Origin of the sequence: Streptomyces ruber, assembly GCF_014648075.1 — a bacterium.
In the GTDB taxonomy this organism is placed as follows: domain Bacteria; phylum Actinomycetota; class Actinomycetes; order Streptomycetales; family Streptomycetaceae; genus Streptomyces; species Streptomyces ruber.
In genome coordinates, this window is record NZ_BMQK01000001.1 from 873,701 (window position 1) to 897,224 (window position 23,524).

At 71.5% G+C, this 23,524-nt stretch carries 22 protein-coding genes and 1 riboswitch; of the genes, 9 read left to right on the forward strand and 13 right to left on the reverse strand.

Annotation, left to right across the window (positions count from 1 at the left end; genetic code table 11):
- Positions 1–19: 19 nt before the first annotated feature.
- A riboswitch (cobalamin riboswitch) is annotated at positions 20–155 on the reverse strand.
- 64 nt (positions 156–219) lie between these two features.
- From IEZ04_RS04050 to IEZ04_RS04065, 4 genes are all read right to left on the reverse strand, one after another.
- Positions 220–726 carry a GNAT family N-acetyltransferase gene (locus IEZ04_RS04050; RefSeq protein WP_189215172.1) on the reverse strand — a complete coding sequence of 169 codons (507 nt, stop codon included), beginning with the start codon at positions 724–726 and terminating at the stop codon, positions 220–222.
- A gap of 65 nt (positions 727–791) precedes the next feature.
- Complete coding sequence (locus IEZ04_RS04055; protein ID WP_189215173.1) at positions 792–992, reverse strand: YbdD/YjiX family protein; 201 nt, start codon at positions 990–992, stop codon at positions 792–794.
- Complete coding sequence (locus IEZ04_RS04060) at positions 964–3,075, reverse strand: carbon starvation CstA family protein (RefSeq protein WP_373296251.1); 2,112 nt, start codon at positions 3,073–3,075, stop codon at positions 964–966. The genes IEZ04_RS04055 and IEZ04_RS04060 overlap by 29 nt, the downstream gene beginning before the upstream one ends.
- Before the next feature lie 183 nt (positions 3,076–3,258).
- The gene (locus IEZ04_RS04065; RefSeq protein ID WP_189215175.1) at positions 3,259–4,023 is read right to left on the reverse strand and encodes a GntR family transcriptional regulator; all 765 of its coding nucleotides are present in this window, start codon (positions 4,021–4,023) and stop codon (positions 3,259–3,261) included.
- A 422-nt stretch (positions 4,024–4,445) separates the two neighbouring features.
- Between IEZ04_RS04065 and IEZ04_RS04070 the strand changes: the two genes are divergently transcribed.
- The 4 genes from IEZ04_RS04070 to IEZ04_RS04085 all read left to right on the forward strand — a co-directional run bounded on the left by IEZ04_RS04070 (position 4,446) and on the right by IEZ04_RS04085 (position 9,321).
- On the forward strand, positions 4,446–5,723 hold the full coding sequence (locus IEZ04_RS04070) for an extracellular solute-binding protein (protein WP_189215176.1): 1,278 nt from the start codon (positions 4,446–4,448) through the stop codon (positions 5,721–5,723).
- A 223-nt stretch (positions 5,724–5,946) separates the two neighbouring features.
- A complete protein-coding gene (locus tag IEZ04_RS04075) occupies positions 5,947–6,945 on the forward strand; it encodes a carbohydrate ABC transporter permease (protein WP_189215177.1) in 999 nt (332 codons plus the stop codon).
- 14 nt (positions 6,946–6,959) lie between these two features.
- The gene (locus IEZ04_RS04080; RefSeq protein ID WP_189215178.1) at positions 6,960–7,823 is read left to right on the forward strand and encodes a carbohydrate ABC transporter permease; all 864 of its coding nucleotides are present in this window, start codon (positions 6,960–6,962) and stop codon (positions 7,821–7,823) included.
- 7 nt (positions 7,824–7,830) lie between these two features.
- Positions 7,831–9,321 carry a glycoside hydrolase family 3 protein gene (locus IEZ04_RS04085; protein WP_189215179.1) on the forward strand — a complete coding sequence of 497 codons (1,491 nt, stop codon included), beginning with the start codon at positions 7,831–7,833 and terminating at the stop codon, positions 9,319–9,321.
- An 81-nt stretch (positions 9,322–9,402) separates the two neighbouring features.
- On the opposite strand, the gene nagB is transcribed toward IEZ04_RS04085, so the two are convergent.
- Positions 9,403–10,188 carry a glucosamine-6-phosphate deaminase gene (gene nagB, locus IEZ04_RS04090; protein ID WP_189215180.1) on the reverse strand — a complete coding sequence of 262 codons (786 nt, stop codon included), beginning with the start codon at positions 10,186–10,188 and terminating at the stop codon, positions 9,403–9,405.
- A 510-nt stretch (positions 10,189–10,698) separates the two neighbouring features.
- Here nagB and IEZ04_RS04095 point away from each other — a divergent pair.
- Positions 10,699–12,174 carry a PAS domain-containing sensor histidine kinase gene (locus tag IEZ04_RS04095; RefSeq protein ID WP_189215181.1) on the forward strand — a complete coding sequence of 492 codons (1,476 nt, stop codon included), beginning with the start codon at positions 10,699–10,701 and terminating at the stop codon, positions 12,172–12,174.
- A gap of 185 nt (positions 12,175–12,359) precedes the next feature.
- Here IEZ04_RS04095 and IEZ04_RS04100 read toward each other — a convergent pair whose 3' ends face one another.
- Both IEZ04_RS04100 and IEZ04_RS04105 read right to left on the reverse strand, forming a co-directional pair.
- Positions 12,360–12,617, reverse strand: coding sequence for a WhiB family transcriptional regulator (locus IEZ04_RS04100; protein ID WP_003992873.1), 258 nt, complete (start codon positions 12,615–12,617; stop codon positions 12,360–12,362).
- 319 nt (positions 12,618–12,936) lie between these two features.
- Positions 12,937–13,905: a diacylglycerol/lipid kinase family protein gene (locus IEZ04_RS04105; protein ID WP_189215182.1), complete on the reverse strand. Its 969-nt coding sequence runs from the start codon at positions 13,903–13,905 to the stop codon at positions 12,937–12,939.
- A 178-nt stretch (positions 13,906–14,083) separates the two neighbouring features.
- Between IEZ04_RS04105 and IEZ04_RS04110 the strand changes: the two genes are divergently transcribed.
- Entirely contained in the window at positions 14,084–14,566 is a 483-nt protein-coding gene (locus IEZ04_RS04110) for a hypothetical protein (RefSeq protein WP_189215183.1), read from the forward strand.
- An 84-nt stretch (positions 14,567–14,650) separates the two neighbouring features.
- On the opposite strand, the gene IEZ04_RS04115 is transcribed toward IEZ04_RS04110, so the two are convergent.
- The 3 genes from IEZ04_RS04115 to IEZ04_RS04125 all read right to left on the reverse strand — a co-directional run bounded on the left by IEZ04_RS04115 (position 14,651) and on the right by IEZ04_RS04125 (position 16,784).
- Positions 14,651–15,796: an RNA polymerase sigma factor SigF gene (locus tag IEZ04_RS04115; protein WP_373296246.1), complete on the reverse strand. Its 1,146-nt coding sequence runs from the start codon at positions 15,794–15,796 to the stop codon at positions 14,651–14,653.
- Positions 15,793–16,206: an ATP-binding protein gene (locus IEZ04_RS04120; RefSeq protein WP_030574593.1), complete on the reverse strand. Its 414-nt coding sequence runs from the start codon at positions 16,204–16,206 to the stop codon at positions 15,793–15,795. Before IEZ04_RS04120 ends, IEZ04_RS04115 begins: the two co-directional genes overlap by 4 nt.
- Before the next feature lie 317 nt (positions 16,207–16,523).
- On the reverse strand, positions 16,524–16,784 hold the full coding sequence (locus IEZ04_RS04125; RefSeq protein ID WP_189215185.1) for a UBP-type zinc finger domain-containing protein: 261 nt from the start codon (positions 16,782–16,784) through the stop codon (positions 16,524–16,526).
- Between the two features lie 72 nt (positions 16,785–16,856).
- Between IEZ04_RS04125 and IEZ04_RS04130 the strand changes: the two genes are divergently transcribed.
- A complete protein-coding gene (locus IEZ04_RS04130; RefSeq protein ID WP_189215186.1) occupies positions 16,857–18,464 on the forward strand; it encodes a Na+/H+ antiporter in 1,608 nt (535 codons plus the stop codon).
- Here the strand turns inward: IEZ04_RS04130 and IEZ04_RS04135 are convergent.
- The 3 genes from IEZ04_RS04135 to IEZ04_RS04145 form a co-directional block, all read right to left on the reverse strand.
- Entirely contained in the window at positions 18,446–19,414 is a 969-nt protein-coding gene (locus IEZ04_RS04135) for a 1-aminocyclopropane-1-carboxylate deaminase/D-cysteine desulfhydrase (RefSeq protein ID WP_189215187.1), read from the reverse strand. The two genes, IEZ04_RS04130 and IEZ04_RS04135, sit on opposite strands and share 19 nt — an antisense overlap.
- Positions 19,415–19,457: 43 nt before the next feature.
- Positions 19,458–20,048 carry an N-acetylmuramoyl-L-alanine amidase gene (locus IEZ04_RS04140; RefSeq protein ID WP_189215188.1) on the reverse strand — a complete coding sequence of 197 codons (591 nt, stop codon included), beginning with the start codon at positions 20,046–20,048 and terminating at the stop codon, positions 19,458–19,460.
- 157 nt (positions 20,049–20,205) lie between these two features.
- Positions 20,206–20,439, reverse strand: a complete 234-nt coding sequence (locus IEZ04_RS04145) for a hypothetical protein (RefSeq protein WP_189215189.1) — start codon at positions 20,437–20,439, stop codon at positions 20,206–20,208.
- Between the two features lie 276 nt (positions 20,440–20,715).
- Between IEZ04_RS04145 and IEZ04_RS04150 the strand changes: the two genes are divergently transcribed.
- Together IEZ04_RS04150 and IEZ04_RS04155 are read left to right on the forward strand one after the other, a co-directional pair.
- Entirely contained in the window at positions 20,716–22,122 is a 1,407-nt protein-coding gene (locus IEZ04_RS04150) for a family 2B encapsulin nanocompartment shell protein (RefSeq protein WP_189215190.1), read from the forward strand.
- Between the two features lie 112 nt (positions 22,123–22,234).
- Positions 22,235–23,434 (forward strand): family 2 encapsulin nanocompartment cargo protein polyprenyl transferase, encoded by a 1,200-nt coding sequence (locus IEZ04_RS04155; RefSeq protein WP_189215191.1) that lies wholly within the window; start codon positions 22,235–22,237, stop codon positions 23,432–23,434.
- The last annotated feature ends 90 nt before the right edge of the window (positions 23,435–23,524 follow it).

Below are 23,524 nucleotides of genomic sequence, written 5' to 3' on the forward strand. Positions count from 1 at the left end.
TCATGGCGCCCGGGCCGGACGGCCGGGCGCGCCGTCGGCAGGTACTCGGACTCGACCAGTGCGGGCTCCGGCGGGCGGACACGCACCAGTACACCGTTGCGGGACAGTTCCGGGTTCACACCGGATTCCCCTGCGGCGACAGCGATCAAGAGCATACATGTAGTGGCGCCTCGCGGGAGGAGCCCCACATGTTGTGTCGCGAGGTTGTGTCGCGAGGTCTCAAAGGGTGAGCTCGTAGGTGATCAGCGTGATGTCGTCCAGCTCGGGGAGGGGGTTCCAGTCCCGCTGCGGGGTGCGGCGGAAGCCGAGGCGCTCGTAGATGCGGTGGGCGGCGCGCATGGTGCGCTGGGTCGACAGAACGACACTCGCGCATCCGCCGACGGACCGGGCGCGGTCGACGCAGGCCCGCACCAGGGCCTCGCCGACACCCCGGCCCCGCGCCCCGTGCGCGACCGCGAGCATGCGTATCTCGGCCTCGCCGGCCCGCGCGATGTCGGCCATGGGGCCCCCGGCCGGCACGAAGGTCACCCCGCCGAGCACCGCACCGTCCCCGACGGCGACGAGCACCTCGGCGGCCGCGGCCCGTCCGGCCACGTTCCGCAGCACGCCGAGGTAGGGGTCGCTCTCCCCGGAGTCGAGGAGCCCGTCCCGTAGATATGCCTGCGCGGTGATCTCGCCGAGGGTGCCGTACTCCTGCGGCACGGCGGGCCTGATGGTGAGGTCCATGGCCGCAGTGTGCCGCAGGGGTCACGGCAGCGGTCCGCGAGTCGCGGGTCGCGGACGGGGCCGGGTCAGCAGCAGCGGAACCCCTGCCGCGGATCCGCGTCCTGCCGGTCGGTGCGCAGGCGCTCGAACTCCCGGCGGGACGGCACGCGCGCGTCCGGATCGTGGGCGCGCACGTGTGCGACGTACCGGTCGTAGGTGGACTCGCCGGTCAGCTCCCGTACGTACCAGCGCACTCCCTCAACCACTCTGACCAGCACGGACCGCATCGCGCTCGGCCTCCTTCTCCTCCTGGGTCGGGAACAGGCCGTCCGGGGCGACGAGTTTCGACTCCACGTACGGGGCCTCGCTCAGCGTCGACAGCGACGGCCGGCGCACATGGCGGACGCACACGCGGATCGCGTCGGCGAGCACGATCACGATCAACAGGGCCAGGACGGCGGTGAGGACGCCGTCCACCGTGGAGTTGGTGACGACGGTCCGCATGTCGTCCATGGTCTTCGCGGGCGCGATCACCTCGCCCCGGTCGATGGCGTCCTGGTAGACCTGCCGTTGCTTGAAGAATCCCACGCGCGGGTCGCCGGAGAACACCTTCTGCCAGCTCGCGGTGAGCGTCACCGTCACGTCCCAGGCGAGCGGCACGCCCGTGATCCACGCCCACTTCAGCCGCCCGGACTTCACCAGCAGTGTGGTGCTCACGGTCAGGGCGACCGCCGCCAGGAGCTGGTTGGAGATGCCGAAGACCGGGAACAGCTGGTTGATCCCGCCGAGGGGTTCGTGGACGCCCACCCACAGGAAGTAGCCCCACAGACCGCACACGATGCCGCTGGTGATGACCAGTCCCGGCTTCCAGCTGATGTTCCGGAACGGCCGGTACACGTTGCCGAGGGTGTCCTGGAGCATGAAGCGGCCCACGCGCGTGCCCGCGTCGAGCGCGGTGAGGATGAACAGCGCCTCGAACATGATGGCGAAGTGGTACCAGAAGGCGCGCATCCCGTCCCCGGTGACCTGGGCGAAGATCTCCGAGACGCCGACCGCGAGGGTGGGCGCGCCGCCGGTGCGGGACAGCAGGGACGCCTCCTCCACCTGCCGTGCCGCCTCCGCGAGGGCGTCGGGCGAGATGGAGTAGCCCCAGCCCGTCACCACCTGCGAGGCGCTCTGCACGGTGTCGCCGATGACACCGGCGGGCGCGTTCATCGCGAAGTACAGGCCCGGGTCGATGACCGAGGCCGCGATCAGCGCCATCACGGCCACGGACGACTCCATCAGCATCGAGCCGTAGCCGATCAGTCTGACCTGCGTCTCCTTCTGGATCATCTTCGGCGTCGTACCGCTGGAGATCAGCGCGTGGAAGCCGGAGAGCGCGCCGCAGGCGATGGTGATGAAGACGAACGGGAAGAGCGCGCCCGAGAACACCGGGCCGTCGCCGCGGGTCGCGAAGTCCGTGACCGCGGGCATCCGCAGCGTCGGCAGGGTGAAGACCACGCCGAGGGCGAGCAGCCCGATCGTGCCGATCTTCATGAACGTGGACAGGTAGTCGCGCGGCGCGAGCAGCATCCACACCGGCAGGATGGAGGCGACGAAGCCGTACGCCACCAGCCAGATCACCAGCGTGGAGGGGGCGAGGGTGAAGGCGTCGGCCCAGGACGACTCCGCGACCCAGCGGCCCGAGACCAGCGCGAACAGCAGCAGCGCGACACCGATCAGCGACACCTCGGTGACCCGGCCCGGCCGCAGCACCCGCAGGTAGAAACCCATGAACAGGGCTATGGGGATGGTCATGGCGATGGAGAACGTGCCCCACGGCGACTCCGCGAGCGCGTTGACGACCACGAGTGACAGCACGCCGAGCAGGATGATCATGATGGCGAAGGCGGCGAGCAGGGCGGCCGCGCCGCCCACCGGGCCGATCTCCTCGCGGGCCATCTGCCCGAGCGACCGGCCGTCGCGGCGGGTGGAGAAGAACAGCACCACCATGTCCTGCACGGCGCCCGCGAAGATGACGCCGGCGACGATCCAGATGGTGCCCGGCAGATAGCCCATCTGCGCGGCGAGCACCGGCCCGACCAGGGGGCCCGCGCCCGCGATCGCCGCGAAGTGGTGGCCGAGCAGCACGCGGCGGTCGGTGGGCTGGAAGTCGATGCCGTTGTCGAGCCGTTCCGCCGGGGTGGCCCGGGTCCGGTCGGCCTTGAGCACCTTGTACTGGATGAACTTCGCGTAGAAGCGGTAGCCGATGGCGTACGAGCCGAGGGCCGCCGCGACCATCCAGGCGGCGGAGACCTCCTCGCCGCGGGCGAGGGCGAGCACGGCCCAGCCGGCCGCGCCGACCAGGGCGACAATGGTCCAGACGATGACGGTCCGCGCACTCGCGCGGCTGGTACGAGGACTGTTCTGAGCGTTCGCGGTGCGCACCGGGTGGTCCTTCCGTCCAAGCGATGACGGGAGGACCGTAGTGCGGAGAGAGGAGGTGCGCTACACCGCGAGCACGAGTCGGTGTGCGCCGGGCGCACAGAACGTACGCCCCGTCGGACGGGACTACACCGCGGGCCGTGCCAGCCGCGCCACGAACTTGTACCGGTCCCCGCGGTAGACCGACCGCACCCACTCCACCGGCTTGCCCTCCTTGTCCAGGGAGTGACGGGAGAGCATCAGCATCGGCAGGCCCACGTCCGTGCCGAGCAGGCCCGCCTCGCGCGGGGTGGCCAGCGAGGTCTCGATGGTCTCCTCGGCCTCGGCGAGGTGGACGTCGTACACCTCGGCCAGCGCGGTGTAGAGGGAGGTGTACTTCACCAGCGACCTGCGCAGCGCCGGGAAGCGCTTGGCGGAGAGGTGGGTGGTCTCTATGGCCATCGGCTCGCCGTTGGCCATGCGCAGCCGCTCGATGCGCAGCACCCGTCCGCCGGCGGCGATGTCGAGCAGTCCGGCGAGGGTGTCGTCCGCGGTGACGTAACCGATGTCCAGCAGCTGCGAGGTGGGCTCCAGGCCCTGGGCGCGCATGTCCTCGGTGTAGGAGGTGAGCTGGAGCGCCTGCGAGACCTTGGGCTTGGCCACGAACGTGCCCTTGCCCTGGATGCGTTCGAGCCGGCCCTCGACGACCAGCTCCTGCAGGGCCTGCCGGACGGTCGTGCGCGAGGTGTCGAACTCGGCGGCCAGCGTGCGCTCCGGCGGGACCGGCGTGCCCGGGGGAAGCGTGCGCGTGATGTCGAGCAGGTGCTTCTTCAGGCGGTAGTACTTCGGCACGCGCGCGGTACGGACGGGCGTCCCGCTCTCGTTCTCCGCGCTGCTGACGTCGGTGCTCATGCTCCGCTGCTCCGCCTTCCCGGCTCCGTGTGCTCCGTGCGCCGACGTGCAGGACGGACCGTCGGCTCGGCTCACATCGTGGCACGGCTTCGTGTGCGAGTGTCCCCTCGCGTCCTCCGTGATCCCCTCTGTATACCTTCGCGCCCCGAGTTGGTCTAGTCCATAGCGGCCCGAGTGGTTCACTCGCCTCTTCCGCTCCGGACCTGCTGTTCCCGCCGGTTCCTTACTGAAAGGTCCCTGCATATGTAGGTCCCGTAACGGACGGTCGAGCGTGCCGGAACGCCCTTGACACGCCTTTTGGTCTGAGCCAAGCTCCCCCTACTGGTCTACACCATTGGTCCAGGTCCCGGCCCCACGGGCAGCGCCAGGCGTTCGGTCACCGCGGTGGGCAGGGGGGAGCAGGCATCCCTGAGGAGGGTGGCGTGAAGCGCAAGCTGACAGCCGCGATCGGTATCGCGGGCATGATGTTCTCCATCGCGGCGTGCGGCGGCGAGGGGTCCGGCGGATCCGGGGGCGCGAACGCCGACGAACTGACGGTCTGGCTCACGGTCGACGCCCAGAACAACTGGCCCGAGCTGGTGGAGGCCGCCGACGCCGCGGTGAAGAAGAAGCACCCCGGTCTCACCATCAAGCACGAGTACTACGGCTGGACCGACAAGAACACCAAGCTCGACGCCGTCCTCGCCACCGACAAGACTCCCGACGTGGTCGAGATGGGCAACAGCGAGATGCTCGGCTACATGGTCAAGGGCGCCTTCGCCCCGCTCGACACCGCGAAGTTCGAGAACGCGGACGCCTGGCTCGACGGCCTCAAGGAGTCGGTGACGTACGAGGGCAAGACCTACGGCGTCCCGTACTACGCGGGCGGCCGCGTCGCCGCCTGGCGCACGGACATCGCGGAGGCGGCCGGGGTCAAGGAGACGCCGAAGACGTACGAGGAGCTCACCGCCGCCCTGGACAAGATCCAGGCGAAGCAGGGCGACAAGTTCTCCGCCTGGTACCAGCCCAGCCGCGACTGGTACGCGGCCATGTCCTTCGTCTTCGACGCCGGCGGCGCCATCGCCGAGGAGGAGGGCGGCCGGTGGAAGGCCGCGCTCTCCTCGCCCGAGTCCCTCAAGGGGCTCCAGGAGTACAAGAACGTCCTCGACACGTACATGAAGGGCGACAAGACCAAGGACGAGGCCGACCGCCCCATCGTCTACGGCCAGGGCAACTCCGGCATGATCTTCGCCGCCGCCTGGGAGGGCGCGACCGCCGCCACCCCGGAGAACGACAAGACCGGCAAGCTCGCGGACAACCTCGAGAGCTTCGTGATGCCCGGCCCGTCCGGCGAGAACATGCCCGTCTTCCTCGGCGGCTCCGACCTGGCCGTCCCGGTGAAGTCCGACGCGCAGGACGTCGCCGCCGAGTGGATCGCCGCCTTCACCGGCGCCGAGGGTCAGAAGGGCCTGATCGAGAAGGGCAACCTGCCCAACAACAAGACCGACCTCGCCACCCTGAAGGACGACCCGGCGACGGCCGTCCCGGCCACCGCGGCCGAGTCCAGCTGGTTCGTGCCCATGGCGCCGGGCTGGGGCCAGGTCGAGAAGTCCCAGATCCTGCAGACCATGCTCCAGGACATCGGCACGGGCAAGAAGACGGTCGAGGCCGCCGCCAAGGAGGCGGACGCCGAGATCGACAAGGTCATCAACAACAAGTGACCCGGAAGCGGGGCCCGTCCGGACTCCCGGAGTCCCCCCAGGGGGAGCCGCCGGAGCGGGCCCCGCGACCCGTACCGCCTCGAACCACCCGTACGACGCCGGAGCGCGCCGGCACGAAGCGCGGTCCGCGTCCCGTACGACCTCCCGTACGACCGGCGGGGTGCGCCACCGGCCGGCGGTAGCCGCTTCCCGTACGACCTGAGGGACCGCTGAGGAGCACGCGATGAGTGCCGCAGACACCACCACCCCCGCCAAGGTGCCGCCCGCGCGGCAGGCGCCGCCACCGCCACCGGCCGCGAAGGAACGGGCCCGGAACGGACAGCGCCCGGGCGGCGCCGGCGCCGCCGTGCCCTGGGCCCTGCTCGCGCCCTGCCTGCTCGTCCTCGTGCTGGTCCTCGGCTATCCGCTCGCCCGGCTGGTCACGCTCTCGTTCCAGGAGTTCGGCCAGTCCCAGCTGTGGGGCTTCCTGCCGGCCGAGTTCGTCGGCCTCGGCAACTTCACCGAGGTCCTGGGCGACGGCGAGTTCTGGACGGTCGTCCTGCGCACCGTCGTCTTCGCCGCCGGGTGCGTGGTCTTCACCATGGTGGCGGGCATGCTCATCGCGCTGCTGCTCCAGCAGGTCTCCGGCTGGGTGAAGATCCTCGTCAACATCGCGCTGGTGGCGAGCTGGGGCATGCCGATCATCGTGGCCACCACCGTCTTCAAGTGGCTGTTCGACGCGGACTACGGCATTCTCAACGCCCTGCTCAGCAAGTTGCCCGGGGTCGAGATGATCGGTCACAACTGGTTCGCCAGCGGTCCCGAGGGCCTCGCCGTGATCATGCTGCTCGTGGTGTGGGGCGCGGTGCCCTTCGTGGTCATCACGCTCAGCGCGGGCCTCACCCAGGTGCCCAAGGAGATGGTGGAGGCGGCCCGGCTGGACGGCGCGGGCGCGTGGGGCGTGTTCCGCTACGTCACCCTGCCCATCCTCAAGCCGGTCATCGTGATGCTGACGACCCTCTCCGTCATCTGGGACATGGGGGTCTTCCCCCAGGTGTTCGTCATGCGCAACGGTCATCCCGAGGCCGAGTTCCAGCTGCTCACGACCTACTCGTACGACAAGGCGTTCGTCGTCAACGACTACGCCCAGGGCTCGGCGATAGCCCTGCTCACCGTGGTGCTGCTGCTCGGCGTGGTCGCCGTCTACATGCGCCAGATGCTGAAGATCGGAGACGTTGAGTGAGCAGCGTGAGCGGCATGAGCAGCACGGGCACCGCCCCGGCCCCCGCCCGCCGGAAGCCGCACGGGAGGCCGAGAGCAGGCTGGAACCTCCTCGGCCTCCTCGTCTTCCTCACCGCGGGCTTCCCCGTCTACTGGATGCTGAACACGGCGTTCAAGCCCGCCGCGGACGCCATCGACCCCGACCCGAGCCTGTTCCCGACCGGGCTGACGTTCTCCAACTTCGGCCGCGCGCTGGACATCTCGGATTTCTGGGGCCCGGTGGGCCGCAGCCTGACCGTGTCCCTCGCGGTCGTCGTGGTCGGCATGGTGGTCGGCGTGCTGGCCGCCCTCGCCATCTCCCGCTTCGCCTTCCGCGGCCGCAAGGTGGTCATCGTGGGCATCCTGGCGGTGCAGATGGTCCCGCTCGTCGCCATGATCATCCCGGTCTTCCTGCTCCTCAACGACCTGGGCCAGTACGACCGGCTGACCGGCCTGATCATCACGTACCTGACCTTCATCCTCCCCTTCACCGTGTGGACGCTGCGCGGCTTCATCGTCAACATCCCGAAGGAGCTGGAGGAGGCGGCCATGGTGGACGGCTGCTCGCGCGCGGGCGCCTTCGTCCGCGTCGTCTTCCCGCTGCTCGCCCCGGGCATGGTGGCCACCTCGGTCTACGCCTTCATCCAGGCCTGGAACGAGTACCTGTACGCGCTGATGCTGATGAGCCAGCAGAACCAGACCGCCACCGTCTGGCTCGGCAACTTCACCACCAAGCACGGCACCGAGTACGCCCCGATGATGGCCGGCTCCACGATGATGGCCGTGCCGATCGTGATCCTGTTCCTCTTCGTCCAGCGCAAGATGGCCGCGGGTCTCACCGCGGGCGCCGTGAAGGGATGACGCGCCCATGACGACGATCGCCGGTACCACGGACACCGTGACGCGCGACGCCCTCGCCGTGCTCCAGCCCGGCTTCCCGGGCACCACCGCCCCGGACTGGCTGCTGCGCCGGCTGGACGAGGGCCTAGCCTCGGTCGGCCTGTTCGGCCGCAACGTCGCCTCGCCCGGGCAGCTCGCCGCCCTGACCGCCCGGCTGCGCGCCGAACGCGACGACGTCCTGGTCGCCGTCGACGAGGAGGGCGGGGACGTGACCCGCCTGGAGGTGCGCACCGGCTCCTCCTTCCCGGGCAACCACGCCCTCGGCGCGGTGGACGACGTGGACCTCACCCGCGAGGTGGCCCACGAGCTGGGCCGCCGCCTCGCGGAGTGCGGGGTCAACTTCAACTGGGCGCCCTCCGCGGACGTCAACTCCGACCCCGGCAACCCCGTGATCGGCGTCCGCTCCTTCGGCGCCGACCCCGGCCTCGTGGCCCGGCACACGGCCGCGTACGTCTCCGGGCTCCAGGCGGCGGGCGTCGCGGCCTGCGCCAAGCACTTCCCCGGGCACGGCGACACGGCGGTCGACTCCCACCTGGCGCTGCCCCGCATCGACGCGCCGCGCCCGCTGCTCGACGCCCGCGAACTGGCGCCCTTCCACGCCGGGATCGCCGCCGGCGCCAAGGCGGTGATGAGCGCCCACATCCTGGTACCGGCCCTCGACCCGCACCACCCGGCCACGCTCTCCCCGGCGGTCCTCACCGGGCTCCTCCGCGAGGAGCTCGGGTACGACGGCCTGATCGTCACCGACGGCATGGAGATGCAGGCGATCGCGGGCACGTACGGCATCGAGCGGGGGAGTGTGCTCGCGATCGCCGCGGGCGCGGACGCCATCTGCGTGGGCGGCGGCCTGGCCGACGACGAGACGGTACGGCGCCTGCGGGACGCCCTGGTCGCGGCCGTGCGCTCGGGCGAGCTGTCCGAGGAGCGCCTGGCGGACGCGGCGGCCCGGGTACGCAACCTCGCCGCGTGGACGGCGTCGGCACAGCGCTCCGCCGGCCGCGGCGGGGGGACCTCCGACATCGGCCTCGTCGCCGCCCGCCGGGCCCTCGCCGTGACCCGTGCGCCGGGCTACGAACCGCCGTCCGCAGCGCCCTTCGTCGCCGCCTTCACCCCGGTCGCGAACATCGCCGTCGGCGACGAGACCCCGTGGGGCGTCGCCGCGGAGCTGGCCGGGCTGCTGCCCGGCACGGAGACGGCGAGCTTCACGGGCGAGGGGGCGGGCGCCGCCGCCCTGGCCGCCGCGGACGGGCGCCGCGTCGTGGCCGTGGTCCGCGACGAGCACCGGCACCCCTGGATGGGCGCGGCCCTCGACACCCTCCTCGCGGCCCGCCCCGACACGATCGTGGTCGAGATGGGCGTTCCCCAGGCCCCGGCCCGGGGCGCCCTCCACCTCGCGACGCACGGCGCCGCGCGCGTGTGCGGCCGTGCCGCGGCGGAGGCCGTCGCGGGCGCCGTCTGAACAGCAGGAACACTGGGAACGACAGGTGCCGGTGGCCCCTCGGGCCACCGGCACCTGTCGTCATCCGTCACCCGTACGGTCTCAGATCCCCTGCCACCCCGGCTTGTTCGCGTACGTGTGCCGGAAGTAGTCCGCCAGCTTCAGCTCGGACGCGGCGGCCTCGTCCACGACGACCGTGGCGTGCGGGTGCAGCTGCAGCGCCGAGGCCGGGCACACCGCGGCGACGGGCCCCTCCACGGTCGCCGCGACCGCCTCGGCCTTGCTCTCGCCCGTCGCGAGCAGCACCAGGTGCCGCGCCTCCAGGATGGTGCCGATCCCCTGGGTGATCACGTGGTGCGGCACCTGCTCGATGTCCCCGTCGAAGAAGCGCGCGTTGTCGACGCGGGTCTGCTCGGTGAGCGTCTTGATCCGGGTGCGCGAGGCGAGCGAGGAGCACGGCTCGTTGAATCCGATGTGCCCGTCGGTGCCGATCCCGAGCAGCTGGAGGTCCACGCCCCCGGCGGCGGCCAGGGCCTTGTCGTACGCCTCGCACGCGGCCGTCACGTCCTCGGCGGCGCCGTCCGGCCCCAGGAACGCGTCCATGCCGATGCCGAGCGGTTCCAGCACCTCCCGGCGGAGCACGGAGCGGTACGACTCCGGATGGTCGGGCGGCAGCCCCACGTACTCGTCGAGCTGGGCGATCCGCGCGCGCGAGACGTCCACCGCGCCTGCTCTCACCCGGGCCGCCAGCGCCTCGTAGACGGGCAGCGGGGTCGAGCCGGTGGCCGCGCCGAGCAGGGCGTCCGGGGTGCGCCGGAGCAGCTGAGCCATGGCCTCGGCGACGAGCTCGCCGCCCGCCCTGGCGTCCGGGACGATGACAACTTCCACGCTGGGCCTGCCGATCTGTGAGGGATACGGGTTCCATGTGGTTTAGACCAATCTAACAGAAGCCTTTCTCCGGGTGCCCTCGAATACGCCCCCGGAAGGGCTACGCTGCGGTCGGGTCACCGGGCGGGTGTCGGACAACGGAACAACAACAAACATCTGCCGACGCGTGGACGTCCCAGCTGGTCCAGTCCAGAATGCGTAGGTGAAGCATGCGAACGACACGGCATGCGCACCACCGACCTCCGTCCTCCCCGCACAGGAGGGCGGACCGGGGAGACGGGGCTCTCTGCCCTGACCGCCTCATCTCCTCGTCTTCGGCCGGCCGGGACCGCACACCCCACGGCCGATGGTGCTCCGGGCTGCGGTGCCGGGAGGGTTGAGGGTCCCTCCCAGGCGCCGCGGCCCGCGGGTGTTCCCGGGGTACGCGCCGGCCGCACCGGCACCCTCCCGCAACCGCCCGGTGACCCGCGTTTTCCAGTCATGTCCGAACCGCCGGGTACGCTCGCACACGTGCCGTCCATGAACGAACTCGTCCGCCAGCACACCGGCCTCAGCGACTCCGACCTGGAGTGGCTGCACCTGCTGGTGTCGGAGTGGCAGCTGCTCTCCGACCTGTCCTTCGCCGATCTGGTCCTCTGGGTCCCCACCCGGGACGGCACCCGCTACGTCTCGGTGGCGCAGATGCGCCCCAACACGGGCCCGACCTCCTACCAGGACGACATGGTCGGCCACCTCGTCCCGCGCGGCCGCCGCCCCCTGCTGGACGCCGCCCTGGACGAGGGCCGCATCGTGCGCGAGGGCGACCCGGAGTGGCGCGAGGAGGTCCCGGTCCGGGTCGAGTCCATCCCCGTACGGCGGGAGGGGCGCGTCCTCGGTGTCATCGCGCGCAACACCAACCTGCTGACCGTCCGCACGCCGAGCCGGCTGGAGCTGACGTACCTGCAGAGCGCCTCCGACCTCGCCCAGATGATCGCCGCCGGGGCGTTCCCGTTCCCGGACCAGCAGAAGGACATGGACGCGGCGCCGCGCGTCGGCGACGGACTGATCCGCCTCGACGCCGACGGCATCGTCCAGTACGCCTCGCCGAACGCGCTGTCCTCGTACCACCGCCTGGGCCTCGCCGCCGACCTGGTGGGCCACCACCTCGGCCGTACCACCGCCGAACTCGCCCCGTCCCGCGGCCCGGTGGACGAGGCCCTGGCCAAGGTGGCGAGCGGCTGGGCGCCCCGCGAGTTCGAGATCGAGGCCCGGGACGGCGTGATCCAGTTCCGGGCGATCCCGCTCAAGCCCAAGGGCCCGCGCATCGGCTCGCTCGTGCTGTGCCGTGACGTCACCGAACTGCGTCGCCGCGAACGCGAGTTGATCACCAAGGACGCGACGATCCGGGAGATCCACCACCGGGTCAAGAACAACCTCCAGACGGTCGCGGCCCTGCTCCGCCTCCAGGCCCGGCGCATCGAGTCGGAGCGCGGCCGCGCGGCCCTCGAAGAGGCCGTACGGCGGGTCGGGTCGATCGCGATCGTGCATGAGACGCTGTCCCAGAACCTGGACGAGCGCGTGGAGTTCGACGAGATCGCCGACCGGGTGCTCGCCATGGTCGCCGAGATCTCACCGGGCACGGTCGCGGGCCGGCGCTCCGGCCGCTTCGGCATCCTGGACGCCGAGGTGGCCACCCCGCTCTCCATGGTCCTCACGGAGGTGCTGCAGAACGCCCTGGAGCACGGCTTCCGTCAGGGCGAGACGGGTTCCGTCGAGGTCTCGGCCGTGCGCGGCGGTACGACGAAGGAGGCCCGACTGCTCGTCACCGTGCAGGACGACGGGGTCGGCCTCCCCGAGGGCTTCGACCCGCAGCGCTCGGGCAACCTCGGTCTGCAGATCGTACGGACGCTGGTGGAGGGGGAGCTGGGCGGCACGTTCGACATGGTCCCGGCGCCCGAGCGGGGGACGAGAGTGATCCTCGACATCCCGGTCCGCGCCCAGAAGTGAGGCCACGCCCCCTCGGGGCCCGACACGCACAGCACAAAGCCCCGGACCTCGCGGTCCGGGGCTGAGCTGCTCGTTGCCAGCTTGTGTTGCTGCGCATCGGGGGCACTGCGCGCTGCGGCTCGGGGGCGGGAGATGCGTACGCGCTGTACGCGCCGCCAAGCGCAGGCTGTCGCTGGGTGGGATTGTCAGGCGGAGGCCTGACGGGCCCGGTTGCGGGCGGCGCGGCGCTTCATGGCACGGCGCTCGTCCTCGCTGAGACCACCCCAGACGCCGGAGTCCTGACCGGACTCGAGCGCCCACTGCAGACACTGCTCGATCACCGGGCAGCGGCGGCAGACAGCCTTGGCTTCCTCGATCTGCAGCAGCGCAGGACCGGTGTTGCCGATGGGGAAGAAGAGCTCGGGGTCTTCCTCGCGGCAAACGGCGTTGTGACGCCAGTCCATGGCTGCTACCTCTCCGTGGTTATTACGTGCAAGTTGCTTGTGAATGTGAACGCTTTCACGAAACCCTCAACAAGTGAAGGGCCGACCACCAGATGGACTGGCGTGGTCCTTGGGATTGAGGAGGGGTTCCGGCACTTCGTGGGGCCGATGAAGCGGGCCGTCCCGAGCGCCACGTAGAGACTCGCAAACCTCAGCGGCGGATACAACCCCTTCTGGAAAGTTTTTTTTGATTCCTTGGTGTCGACTAGGTCACAGCCGTACTTCCAAGGGGTGGATCCTGGCCTAAACGTTCGAGTGGAAGGACTTTTGCCTTTTCCGCTCACACAATCACACGCAGTGCACGGCGTACGCCTGTGAACGTCACACTCGTGCGCAGTCCGAGGTGGTCACCGTCCATCTGGAGAGGGAGTGGCACCTTCGAATGCAAGGTGAAGTCCGTCAAGTCGTGCAGGGAGACCGCGTGCTTTCCGTGGGGCCCGCGCTCGGGGGACGAAGTGAGCAACTGGGTGCCATACCGGGCAACCGCGGTCGTCGACATCCGGCTGAGACCGAGCACGTCGAGCCCTTTGTCGAACGAGGCCTTGGGCGACGCGTACACCGGGCGATTGACCAGATAGGTCCAGGGCGAGGTGTTGCAGACTATGGACAGCACCAGATCGGTCACCGGATCCGCGTCGGGACGCTCCAATGTGATGGTTCCGTGGCGTCGGTGCGGTTCCCCGAAGAACTGGCGCACCGCCTGGCGCAGGTAAAGGGCGTGTGTGGAACGTCTGCCGAGTTCGCGCTGCTGCTCCACACGCCCGACCACGCCCGCGTCGAAACCGAGGCCCGCGTTGAAGGTGAACCAGCGGGCGGGCACCGCCTCGTCCTCCGTGCCCGGGGTGCCGGCCGCCAGGCCCAGACCGACCGTGCGCTCCCGGCCCTCGCGCAGGGCGTCCAGGAGGGCGCCCGTCGCCTCGACGGCGTCGTTGGGCAGGCCCAGGGCGCGGGCGAACACGTTGGTGGAGCCGCCGGGGACCACGGCGAGGCCCGGGAGGCCCGCCGGGTCGGGGCCGTGGTGCAGCAGACCGTTCACGACCTCGTTCACGGTGCCGTCGCCGCCGAGGGCCACGACCAGTTCGATGTCCTTGCTCTCCGCCGCCTGGCGGCCGAGGTCCCGGGCGTGGCCGCGGTACTCGGTGGTGACCGCCTCGAGCTTCATCTCGCTCGCGAGCGCGTGGATGAGGACGTCGCGCGTACGTGCGCTTGTGGTGGTTGCCGCCGGGTTGACCACGAGAAGTGCACGCATGCGATGCAGGTTACCTACTGGGTGGTACCCGGCCCAGGGCGGACCGGGGGATCACGTGGGCGTTCGGGCGTGATGCCGGACACGCGGGGCGCGCGGGCGTGTCCAGGGGCCGGACGGGGCGGTCGTGCGCGGTCGCGGGGGCCCGTGGGTGCGTACGGCCGGGGGCTACCCTTCAGGGGTGAGCGCTGAGCAGAACCGCACCACCCCGGACGACACCCCCGACGGGCCGCGCCCCGGCCGGCTGACCGCGGCGGCGGCGCTGGCCGCCCTGGAGGGAGCCGCCCTGGCCGTGGGCGGCGTCGCCATGCTGGTGGTGGGCGTCGCGGGTGACGCGGCCGACCGCCAGGGGGCCGTCACCGGGGGCGTCACGCTGCTGGTGCTCGCGCTGCTGCCGCTGCTCGCCGCGCGCGGGCTGTTCCTGCGCCGTGCCTGGAGCCGGGGCCCCGCGGTCATCACCCAGATCCTGGCGCTCCCGGTGGCGTACAACCTGCTCCAGTCCGACAGCGTGGCCATCCCGGGCGGCATCGCCCTGGGGGTCGTCGCGGTCGCCGCCCTCGTGCTGCTGGTGAACGCGGAGACGACCCGGGCCCTCGGCATCCGGGCCCCGGGCGAGCGGCAGGACGCGAAGGAGCGGGACACGAAGGAGCGGGACACGAAGTAGCGGGACGGGAGAAGCGGCTCGCGCGGTCCGCTCCCGCCGGCCGGTACCCGCGGCGCGCGGGGACGTGCGCCGCGAGCCGGGGGATCACTCCTCGACCAGGAGCTTCTCCCGGAGCTGGGCCAGGGTGCGGGCCAGCAGACGGGAGACGTGCATCTGGGAGATGCCGACCTCCTGGGCGATCTGCGACTGGGTCATGTTGCCGAAGAAGCGCAGCAGCAGGATGCGCTTCTCGCGGGGCGGCAGGTCCTCCAGGAGCGGTTTGAGCGACTCGCGGTACTCGACGCCCTCCAGCGCCTCGTCCTCCGCCCCCAGGGTGTCCGCCACCGCAGGCGACTCGTCGTCCGTGTCGGGGACGTCCAGGGAGAGCGTCGAGTAGGCGTTCGCCGACTCCAGGCCCTCCAGGACCTCCTCCTCCGAGATCGCCAGCTTCTCGGCCAGCTCGTGGACGGTGGGCGAGCGGCCGTGCTGCTGGGAGAGCTCCGCCGTCGCCGTCGTCAGGGCGAGGCGCAGCTCCTGCAGCCGGCGCGGGACCCGTACGGCCCAGCCCTTGTCACGGAAGTGGCGCTTGATCTCGCCGACCACCGTGGGCGTGGCGTAGGTGGAGAACTCCACCCCGCGGTCCGGGTCGAAACGGTCCACCGACTTGATCAGGCCGATGGTGGCGACCTGGGTGAGGTCGTCCAGCGGCTCGCCGCGGTTGCGGAAGCGGCGCGCGAGATGCTCGACGAGCGGCAGGTGCATGCGGACCAGCTGGTTGCGCAGCTCCGCGTACTCGGCGCTGCCCTGGCTCAGCCCGCGCAGCCGGACGAACATCGCCCGCGCCCCGCTGCGGTCCTGCGGATCGTGCTGCGTGCCCTGCACGCGCTGCTCAGCGTTTCGCTCGTGCTCGCTCATAGTCCCGCCCGCCGTCACCCGACGCCGCCCTTCCGAGGGCGTGGTGCTCCCTGCCGCACCCTCCGGACTCCGTCGTCCGTCGGGGAGCGTCTCGCGCTCCGCGTCGTCGACCGGCCCTGTCCACCGGGCCGCCGCGGCCGCCGCCGGGGACTCGTCCTCCGGGTGCGGCCGGGCCTGCTCGGGGATGCCGTCGACGCCGTCCGCCCAGTGCCGGGGCCCGCCCGGACCGTCCGGTCCCGGGCCGCCGGCCCCGTCGTAGGTGCGCCCCCCGTTCTCGGCGGGCAGTTCCCGTGTGCCGCGCTCTTCGTCCCGCACCGGCCCGTCCCCGTTCCTCACGCCGGGCCGGGGCCCGCGCCGCGCTGTTTGTAGAGGCTGATCGAAACGGTTTTGTCGTCATCGACGGCGGACGACACCTTGCCCGCCAGGGCCGACAGCACGGTCCAGGCGAACGTGTCCCGCGAAGGGGCGTGACCGTCCGTGGTCGGCGCCGAGACAGTGACCTCCAGCGAGTCGTCGACGAGCCGGAAGACACAGCTGAGCACCGAGCCGGGCACGGCCTGCTGCAGCAGGATCGCGCAGGCCTCGTCCACCGCGATGCGCAGGTCCTCGATCTCGTCGAGGGTGAAGTCCAAACGGGCCGCGAGACCGGCCGTGGCCGTACGCAGTACCGACAGGTAGGCACCCGCGGCCGGCAGCCGGACTTCCACGAAGTCCTGGGTCGTGGGCTCGCCTGCGATCTGGGACACCCTCACCTCCAAGGTGGTGCAAGCTTCTTCGGGTCCGAGGGGTCACCCCCCGGGGTAACGCGCTACGTGGTACAGCGGTGACGCTACCGCGCGCAGAAGTTACCTGTCCCGGGGGCCCTGTCCCGCGCTGTCACTCATAGTAATACTATGAATACGCTCGGTGGCTAGGGGTCTGCGGGCTTCAAATAGGAAGAACGCCCGCCGGGTTGACGTACCCGTACGGCGGACCGCCGAACCGTGCCACATGAGCGTGCTCCCGTGTCATCGGTTCCCGACCAGTATGCGTCCCGCACGCGGTGTTCGGACAGGCACGTGGTTCAGACGAGTACGTGGTCGGTGTAGCACCAGCGCCAGCTCTCCCCGGGTTCCATGGTCCGCATGACGGGATGACCGCTGCTCCCGTGGTGCTCGGTCGCGTGCCGGCCCGGGGAGGAGTCGCAGCAGCCGACGTACCCGCACTCGAGACACAGCCGGAGCTGCACCGGATGGGTGCCGTCGGCCAGACACCGCGGGCACGTCTCGCTCAGGGGCGCGGGCTCCGGATCGGGCAGCGCGTCGGCATGCGTGCACTGTTTCATGATTGCCACATTACGACGGGTACGACGGGCGCGCGGAGCACCGCGCGTGATCGACCGGGAGGAGCGCGCATCATGCAGGTACTGCCCTTGCTGTTGCTGGTCGCGGGCAGTGCCGCGGTGGCCGGAGCGGCCCGCCGGGCACCGGTGCCGGCCCCGCTGCTGCTCGTCGCGGCCGGGCTGGCCGTGTCGTTCGTGCCCGGGGTGCCCGAGGTGCCCGCCTACGTGCTCGACCCCCATGTCTTCCTGCCGCTGATCCTCCCCCCGCTGCTGTACACGGCGGCCCTCGACAGTTCCTACCTCGGTCTGCGGGCCGCGCTGCGGCCCGTGGCGCTGCTGTCGGTGGGCTACGTCCTGTTCGCGGCCCTCGCCGTGGGCTGGGCCGCCCACCTGCTCGTGCCCGGGCTGCCGCTGCCCGCCGCACTGGTGCTCGGGGCGGTGGTGGCGCCGCCGGACGCGGTCGCGGCGACCGCCGTCGCACGCCGGGTGGGGCTGCCGTCCCGGATCACCACGATCCTGCAGGGCGAGTCCCTGGTGAACGACGCCACCGCGATCACCGCGTACCGCGTGGCCCTGGCGGCCGCGCTCGGCGAGGGAGCGACCTGGGCGGGCGCGATCGGCGAGTTCCTCCTGGCGGCGATCGGCGGCATAGCGGTCGGACTGCTGCTCATGGTGCCGATCCACTGGCTGCGCACCCGCCTGAGGGAGGCGCTCCTGCTGAACACCCTCTCCCTGCTGATCCCGTTCGTGGCGTACGGGCTCGCCGAATGGGTGCATGCCTCCGGAGTGCTCGCCGTGGTGGTCGTGGGCCTCTACTTGGGGCACCGCAACTGGCAGGTCGACTTCGCGACCCGGCTCCAGGAGGCGGCGGTGTGGCGGATGGTCGCCTTCCTGCTGGAGTCGTCGGTGTTCGCACTCATCGGACTGCAGCTGGCGGTCCTGCTGGAGGGACTCGGCGACTACGAGGCCACGCGGGTCGCCTGGTACGCGGTGGCCGTCTTCCTGGTGGTGGCCGTCTCCCGGTTCGTCTGGGTCTACCCGGCGACCTTCCTGCCCCGGCTGCTGTCCCGGCGCATCAGGGAGCGGGAGGCGAACCCCGGCTGGAAGGGCCCGTTCGTCATCGCCTGGGCAGGCATGCGCGGCGTGGTGTCCCTCGCCATCGCCTTCTCGATCCCCACGACGACGCACGGGGACGGGACGCCCTTCCCCGAACGCGACCTCCTGCTGTTCCTGACCTTCACGACGGTGATCGGCACACTGGTGCTCCAGGGGGTGACCCTGCCCCCGCTGATCCGGCTGCTGAAGCTGCCCGGGCGCGACCCGCAGGCCGAGACCCTCGCCGAGGCCAACGCCCAGGCCCAGGCATCCCTGGAAGCCGAGCGGCGCCTGGAGGAACTGCTCGCGGACGAGCGCAACGCACTGCCGCCGCCGCTGGCCGACCGGCTGCGCGCGGTGCTGGAGCGGCGGCGCAACGCGGTGTGGGAGCGGCTCGGCACGGTGAACCCCGTGACGGGCGAGAGCGTCGACGACACGTACCGCAGGCTGGCGCGCGAGCTGATCGGCGCCGAGCGGGCGGTCTTCGTGAAGCTGCGGGACGCCCGGTACATCGACGACGAGATGCTGCGGACGCTGCTGCGCAGGCTGGACCTGGAGGAGGCGGCGGCTCACCGGGAGACGGCGTAGCCGTCCGCGCCGAACGGTGCCCCCGTGATCACGGCCGCGAGGGCGGTGCCGCGGGGGAAGGCCCCCTCCTCGGCGAGCGTGACGAGCGCGTACAGCGTCTTCGCCACGTAGAGACGCTCGACCGGCAGGCCGTGGCGCTGCTCGAAGTCCGCGGCGAAGGTCTCGAGGGCGGGCGTGGTGCGTGCGTAGCCGCCGAAGTGGAAGCGCTCGTCGAGGGACCAGTCGCCGCGCGGGCCGCCGAACGCGCGTTCCTGGAGGCCGCGTATCTCACCCGGCAGGAAGCCGCCCTTCAGCACGGGGACGCCGAGGACGCGCTGTCCGGCGTCCAGACCCGCGGCCAGGCCCGCCAGGGTGCCGCCGGTGCCGCAGGCGAGGGCGACGACGTCCGCGTGGCCGCGCAGCTCCTCGCCGAGCCGCTCGCAGCCGCGTACCGCCAGGTCGTTGCTGCCGCCCTCGGGGACCACGTGGGCGTCCTCGGCGCCCACGGCACGGAGGATGCCGGACAGCGTCTCCGGGTCGGCCTTGCGGCGGTACGCGGACCGTTCGACGAAGTGCAGCCGCATGCCGTCCGCCGCGCACCGGGCCAGCGAGGGGTTGAGGGGGCGGCCGGCCAGCTCCTGGCCCCGCACCACGCCCACCGTGGGCAGCCCCAGCAGGCGGCCCGCGGCGGCCGTGGCCCGCAGGTGGTTGGAGTACGCCCCGCCGAAGGTGACGACGGTGCGCCCCGCAGCGGCCCGGAGGTTCGGCACGAGCTTGCGCCACTTGTTGCCGACCAGCTCGGGGTGGATGAGATCGTCCCGCTTCAGCGCCAGCCGGAGTCCGTGCCGCGCGAACCGCTCGTCCGCGACCTCCTGAAGGGGGGACGGCAGCCGCGGCTCCAGCGAGGCGAGGGCGGGGCGGTCGGGGTGGTCGGGGCGGGTGGGGCCGTTCACCTGCCCATTGTCGGACATCGGACATGAGGGGGAGGGGTCGGAGGTCCTTCCCCCGGTGCCGCTACTTCAGCCGGGCGTGGACGCGGTCCCTCATCGACGCCATCGTGAAGCCCCGCGGGTCGTTCTTGCCCGGCTGCCACTCCAGGTGGCCGATCACCGATCGGGCCGTCCAGCCGTGGTGGCGGCAGATCGCGGCGGAGACACGCTCGATGGCGTCCAGCTGTGCCTCGGGCCACGGGTCGGCGCCGTCGCCGAGGTTCTCGCACTCGAAACCGTAGAAGTGCCGGTTGCCGTCCGTGTTGGCCTCGTTGTCCGGGGGGAGCGCCTTCTCGGCCACCACCGCTCTCAGCACGTCGTCGTCGCCCAGTCCCGCGTGGTTGGCGCGGCCGTACCCGACGAGGTGGACACGGCCGTCCTTGGTGATGACGCCGTGGCACAGGGGGCCGGGCAGGTCGGAACGGCCGTCCCGGCAGAGCCGGACCGTCCACTCGCTGCCCGACGTCACCGTGTGGTGGATCATCACACCGTTCACCGGGCCCCAGGGACCCTTGTGGTTGCGGTTGTGCCGCTCCCAGTCGCCGACCTCGACGACGGTGACGCCCTCGTTCCTGAGGACGCCGAGGAATCTGCCCGCGGACATGGGTGGAGCCATGACCGCCTCCTTCACGCTGCGCGACGACCGCCGGTCGCGGCCGCCTCGTACCGCGCTTGTACCGCAGCGCGGAGGCGTGGACTCCTCTTTCGTACGATGTATGACCCGAACCGGGCCGCCCGCTCCCCGGTGCTGACGCGCCGGCGCGTCAGCACCGTCAGGAACGCAGGAAACCGTCCCCGTTCGCGGCGATGTGGGCCTCCAGGTCCCGGAGCGCCTGCTGGGTGGCGGCGGGGGAGCCGCCGCCGTGCTGTTCCGCGTAGTACGCCGCGCCGAGCTTCTTCAGCAGTTCGCCTCCGGCGCGCTGGGCCTGCACCTCGTCCAGCTTCTGTCTGCCCTGCGTGAGGCCGCGCTGTGCCTGCTCCTTGGCGCGGTCCAGGAATCCCGCCATGTCCGTCTCCTGTCGAATCGGTCGAAGGGGCCGTCACCGCATCAAACGGGCGGCCGGATCATGGAGTTCCCGCCCTGCCGTACCTCTCGCGCCGGCCGTCACGCCCATCCCCCGGCCCGTCCCGGATCGGCGAGCTCCCCAGTCTGCCCACAGGGCAAATGATCCATTCCCGCTCTTTCGTGTAATAGCACGAGCTCGACACGTGCTGGGAGGCTGGTCCGCGCGATCGGCGCACCACCGCGCGAGATCAGTGCACGACCGGAGAGGCGTTCCGATATGTCGGTAGGCGATGAGGTCCGCACGGAACAGGAGAAGCCGCAGCAGAGTCTCGGCACCTCCGCCGCACGGAACCTGGCCACGACCACCAAGTCCGTTCCCCAGATGCAGGAGATCAGCTCGCGCTGGCTGCTGCGCATGCTGCCGTGGGTCGACGTACAGGGCGGCACGTACCGGGTGAACCGGCGGCTCAGCTACGCGGTCGGTGACGGCCGTGTCACCTTCGTGAAGACCGGTGACCAGGTCACCGTGATCCCCGCGGAGCTCGGCGAACTGCCGGCCCTGCGGGGGTACGACGACAAGGAGGTACTGGACGAGCTCGCCCGCCGATGCGAACAGCGGGAGTTCCAGCCCGGCGCGGTGATCGCCGAGTTCGGCGGCCCGGCCGAGGAGGTCTTCCTGCTCGCGCACGGCAAGGTGGAGAAGGTCGGCACCGGCCCCTACGGGGACGACGCGGTCCTCGGGGTGCTCGCCGACGGAGCCTACTTCGGTGACCGGGCGCTCCTGGACCCGGACGCCGTCTGGGAGGAGACGGCCCGCGCCGTCACCGCGTGCACCGTCCTCGTGCTGCCCCGCCGGTCCGTCGACCAGGTCGCGGAGCGCTCCGCCACCTTGCGCGGCCATCTGGAGAGCCGGCGGTCCGTCCCCGAGCAGCGCACCAACAAGTACGGCGAGAAGGAGATCGAGCTGGCGGCCGGCCACAGCGGCGAGCCGGACATCCCGCACACGTTCGTCGACTACGAGGGCGCGCCGCGCGAGTACGAACTGAGCGTCGCCCAGACGGTGCTGCGGGTCCACACGCGCGTGGCCGACCTGTACAACAAGCCCATGAACCAGACGGAGCAGCAGCTCCGGCTGACCGTGGAGGCGCTGAAGGAGCGGCAGGAGCACGAACTCGTCAACAACCGGGAGTTCGGGCTGCTCAGCAACTGCGAGTACGACCAGCGGATCCAGCCGCACGACGGTGTGCCGAGCCCCGACGACATGGACGAACTGCTCACCCGCAGGCGTGCGTCCAAGCTGTTCCTCGCCCATCCGCGGGCGATCGCCGCGTTCGGCCGCGAGTGCAACAAGCGCGGGCTGGTGCCGGAGAGCATCGACGTCGGCGGCAACCGCATCCCCGCGTGGCGCGGTGTGCCGATCTTCCCGTGCAACAAGATCCCGATCACCGACGCCAGGACGACGTCGATCATCTGCATGCGCACCGGCGAGGAGGACCAGGGCGTCGTCGGGCTGCGGCAGTCGGGCGTTCCGGACGAGATCGAGCCGAGCCTCTCCGTGCGCTTCATGGGCATCAACGAACAGGCGATCATCAAGTACCTGGTGACGGCCTACTACTCGGCGGCCGTCCTGGTGCCCGACGCGCTCGGCGTCCTGGAGAACGTCGAGATCGGCCGCTGGGGGTGACCGGACGCCAGGCCCGGCGCCGTGTTCCCGCCCTCAGGGGCGGGTACACCCTGGACGTACGCGCCCAGCGACAGCGGAAAGGCCACCGTCCGCCGACTCTCCAAGGTGATCCATGGGTGAGTTCATGACGGAGACGAAGCACAGCCCGGCCGGTCCACGGGAACGGCTGAACCCCCTCACGGGTGCCTCGCGCCCGGCGGACGCCACCGGTGCGGCCGGTGACGGCGGGGGGCTCGCGCAGGAGGCCGCCGGGACGGAGGAAGCCGACGGACCGGCGGAGGCGCCGGATCCCTCCCTGGCGCAGGAGGCGGCGGACACACTGGAGCGGGCACGGGCGTCGGTCGACCCCGAGCTGCGCCGCGCCGTCGAGTCACTGCCGGGTGCGATGCGGCGGATCGCGCGCTATCACTTCGGCTGGGAGCACGTGGACGGCACCCCGGCCGCGGGCAACGGGGGCAAGGCGATACGCCCCGCGCTCGTGCTGTCCGCGGTCGCGGCGCTCGGCGGGCCGCAACCCGCTGCCGTGCCCGCCGCCGCGGCGGTGGAACTGGTCCACAACTTCACGCTGCTGCACGACGACGTGATGGACCGGGACGTCACCCGCAGGCACCGGGCCACGGTGTGGACCGTGTTCGGCGACGCCGACGCCATCCTCACCGGTGACGCCCTCCAGGCCCTGGCCCAGCGGCTGCTCGCCGAGGACCCGCACCCGGCGTCCGCGGCCGCCGCCGCCCGGCTGGCCGCCTGTGTGATCGAACTGTGTGCCGGCCAGCAGGTGGACACCGCGCTCGCTCGCAGCGGCCCCGACGAGGTCACGCTCGACGAGGTGCTCGCCATGGCGGAGGCCAAGACGGGGGCGTTGCTGGGGTGCGCCTGCGCGGTGGGCGGGCTGTACGCAGGAGCGGCCGCGGAGGACGTCGACGCGCTGGACGCCTTCGGCCGCGAGGCGGGTCTCGCCTTCCAGCTCATCGACGACGTGATCGGCATCTGGGGGGATCCGGGCCGTACCGGCAAGCCGGCCGGGGCGGACCTCGCGGCCCGTAAGAAGTCGCTGCCGGTCGTTGCCGCGCTCACCTCGGGCACTCCGGCGGCGGACGAGCTCGCCGCGCTCTACCGGCTGCCGTACGAGGAGGGTGATCTGGAGCGCACGGTGCTCGCCGTGGAGCGCGCGGGCGGCCGGGACTGGGCCCAGTCGCAGGCGGCCGACCGCATGGCCCACGCGATGCACGAACTCTCCCGCGCGGTCTCCGACCCGGAGGCCGCGGGCGAACTCCTCGCCCTGGCGGAGTTCGTGACGCGGCGCACCAACTGAGCGCCGGGGCCCCGCCCGGTGCCGTCGGCTCCCGGGACCCGGCGCCGTCGGTTCCCGGAGTCACCGGGCGCGCCCCCGCCCGCTTCCGCA

What these genes read in the sequence shown, in the direction of transcription:
- IEZ04_RS04050 (WP_189215172.1), bottom strand. Translation starts at nt 726, where the DNA reads ATGGACCTCACCATCAGGCCCGCCGTGCCGCAGGAGTACGGCACCCTC.
- IEZ04_RS04055 (WP_189215173.1), bottom strand. Translation starts at nt 992, where the DNA reads ATGCGGTCCGTGCTGGTCAGAGTGGTTGAGGGAGTGCGCTGGTACGTA.
- IEZ04_RS04065 (WP_189215175.1), bottom strand. Translation starts at nt 4,023, where the DNA reads ATGAGCACCGACGTCAGCAGCGCGGAGAACGAGAGCGGGACGCCCGTC.
- IEZ04_RS04075 (WP_189215177.1), top strand. Translation starts at nt 5,947, where the DNA reads ATGAGTGCCGCAGACACCACCACCCCCGCCAAGGTGCCGCCCGCGCGG.
- IEZ04_RS04080 (WP_189215178.1), top strand. Translation starts at nt 6,960, where the DNA reads ATGAGCAGCACGGGCACCGCCCCGGCCCCCGCCCGCCGGAAGCCGCAC.
- IEZ04_RS04085 (WP_189215179.1), top strand. Translation starts at nt 7,831, where the DNA reads ATGACGACGATCGCCGGTACCACGGACACCGTGACGCGCGACGCCCTC.
- IEZ04_RS04100 (WP_003992873.1), bottom strand. Translation starts at nt 12,617, where the DNA reads ATGGACTGGCGTCACAACGCCGTTTGCCGCGAGGAAGACCCCGAGCTC.
- IEZ04_RS04105 (WP_189215182.1), bottom strand. Translation starts at nt 13,905, where the DNA reads ATGCGTGCACTTCTCGTGGTCAACCCGGCGGCAACCACCACAAGCGCA.
- IEZ04_RS04125 (WP_189215185.1), bottom strand. Translation starts at nt 16,784, where the DNA reads ATGAAACAGTGCACGCATGCCGACGCGCTGCCCGATCCGGAGCCCGCG.
- IEZ04_RS04130 (WP_189215186.1), top strand. Translation starts at nt 16,857, where the DNA reads ATGCAGGTACTGCCCTTGCTGTTGCTGGTCGCGGGCAGTGCCGCGGTG.
- IEZ04_RS04135 (WP_189215187.1), bottom strand. Translation starts at nt 19,414, where the DNA reads ATGTCCGACAATGGGCAGGTGAACGGCCCCACCCGCCCCGACCACCCC.
- IEZ04_RS04140 (WP_189215188.1), bottom strand. Translation starts at nt 20,048, where the DNA reads ATGGCTCCACCCATGTCCGCGGGCAGATTCCTCGGCGTCCTCAGGAAC.
- IEZ04_RS04145 (WP_189215189.1), bottom strand. Translation starts at nt 20,439, where the DNA reads ATGGCGGGATTCCTGGACCGCGCCAAGGAGCAGGCACAGCGCGGCCTC.
- IEZ04_RS04150 (WP_189215190.1), top strand. Translation starts at nt 20,716, where the DNA reads ATGTCGGTAGGCGATGAGGTCCGCACGGAACAGGAGAAGCCGCAGCAG.
- IEZ04_RS04155 (WP_189215191.1), top strand. Translation starts at nt 22,235, where the DNA reads ATGGGTGAGTTCATGACGGAGACGAAGCACAGCCCGGCCGGTCCACGG.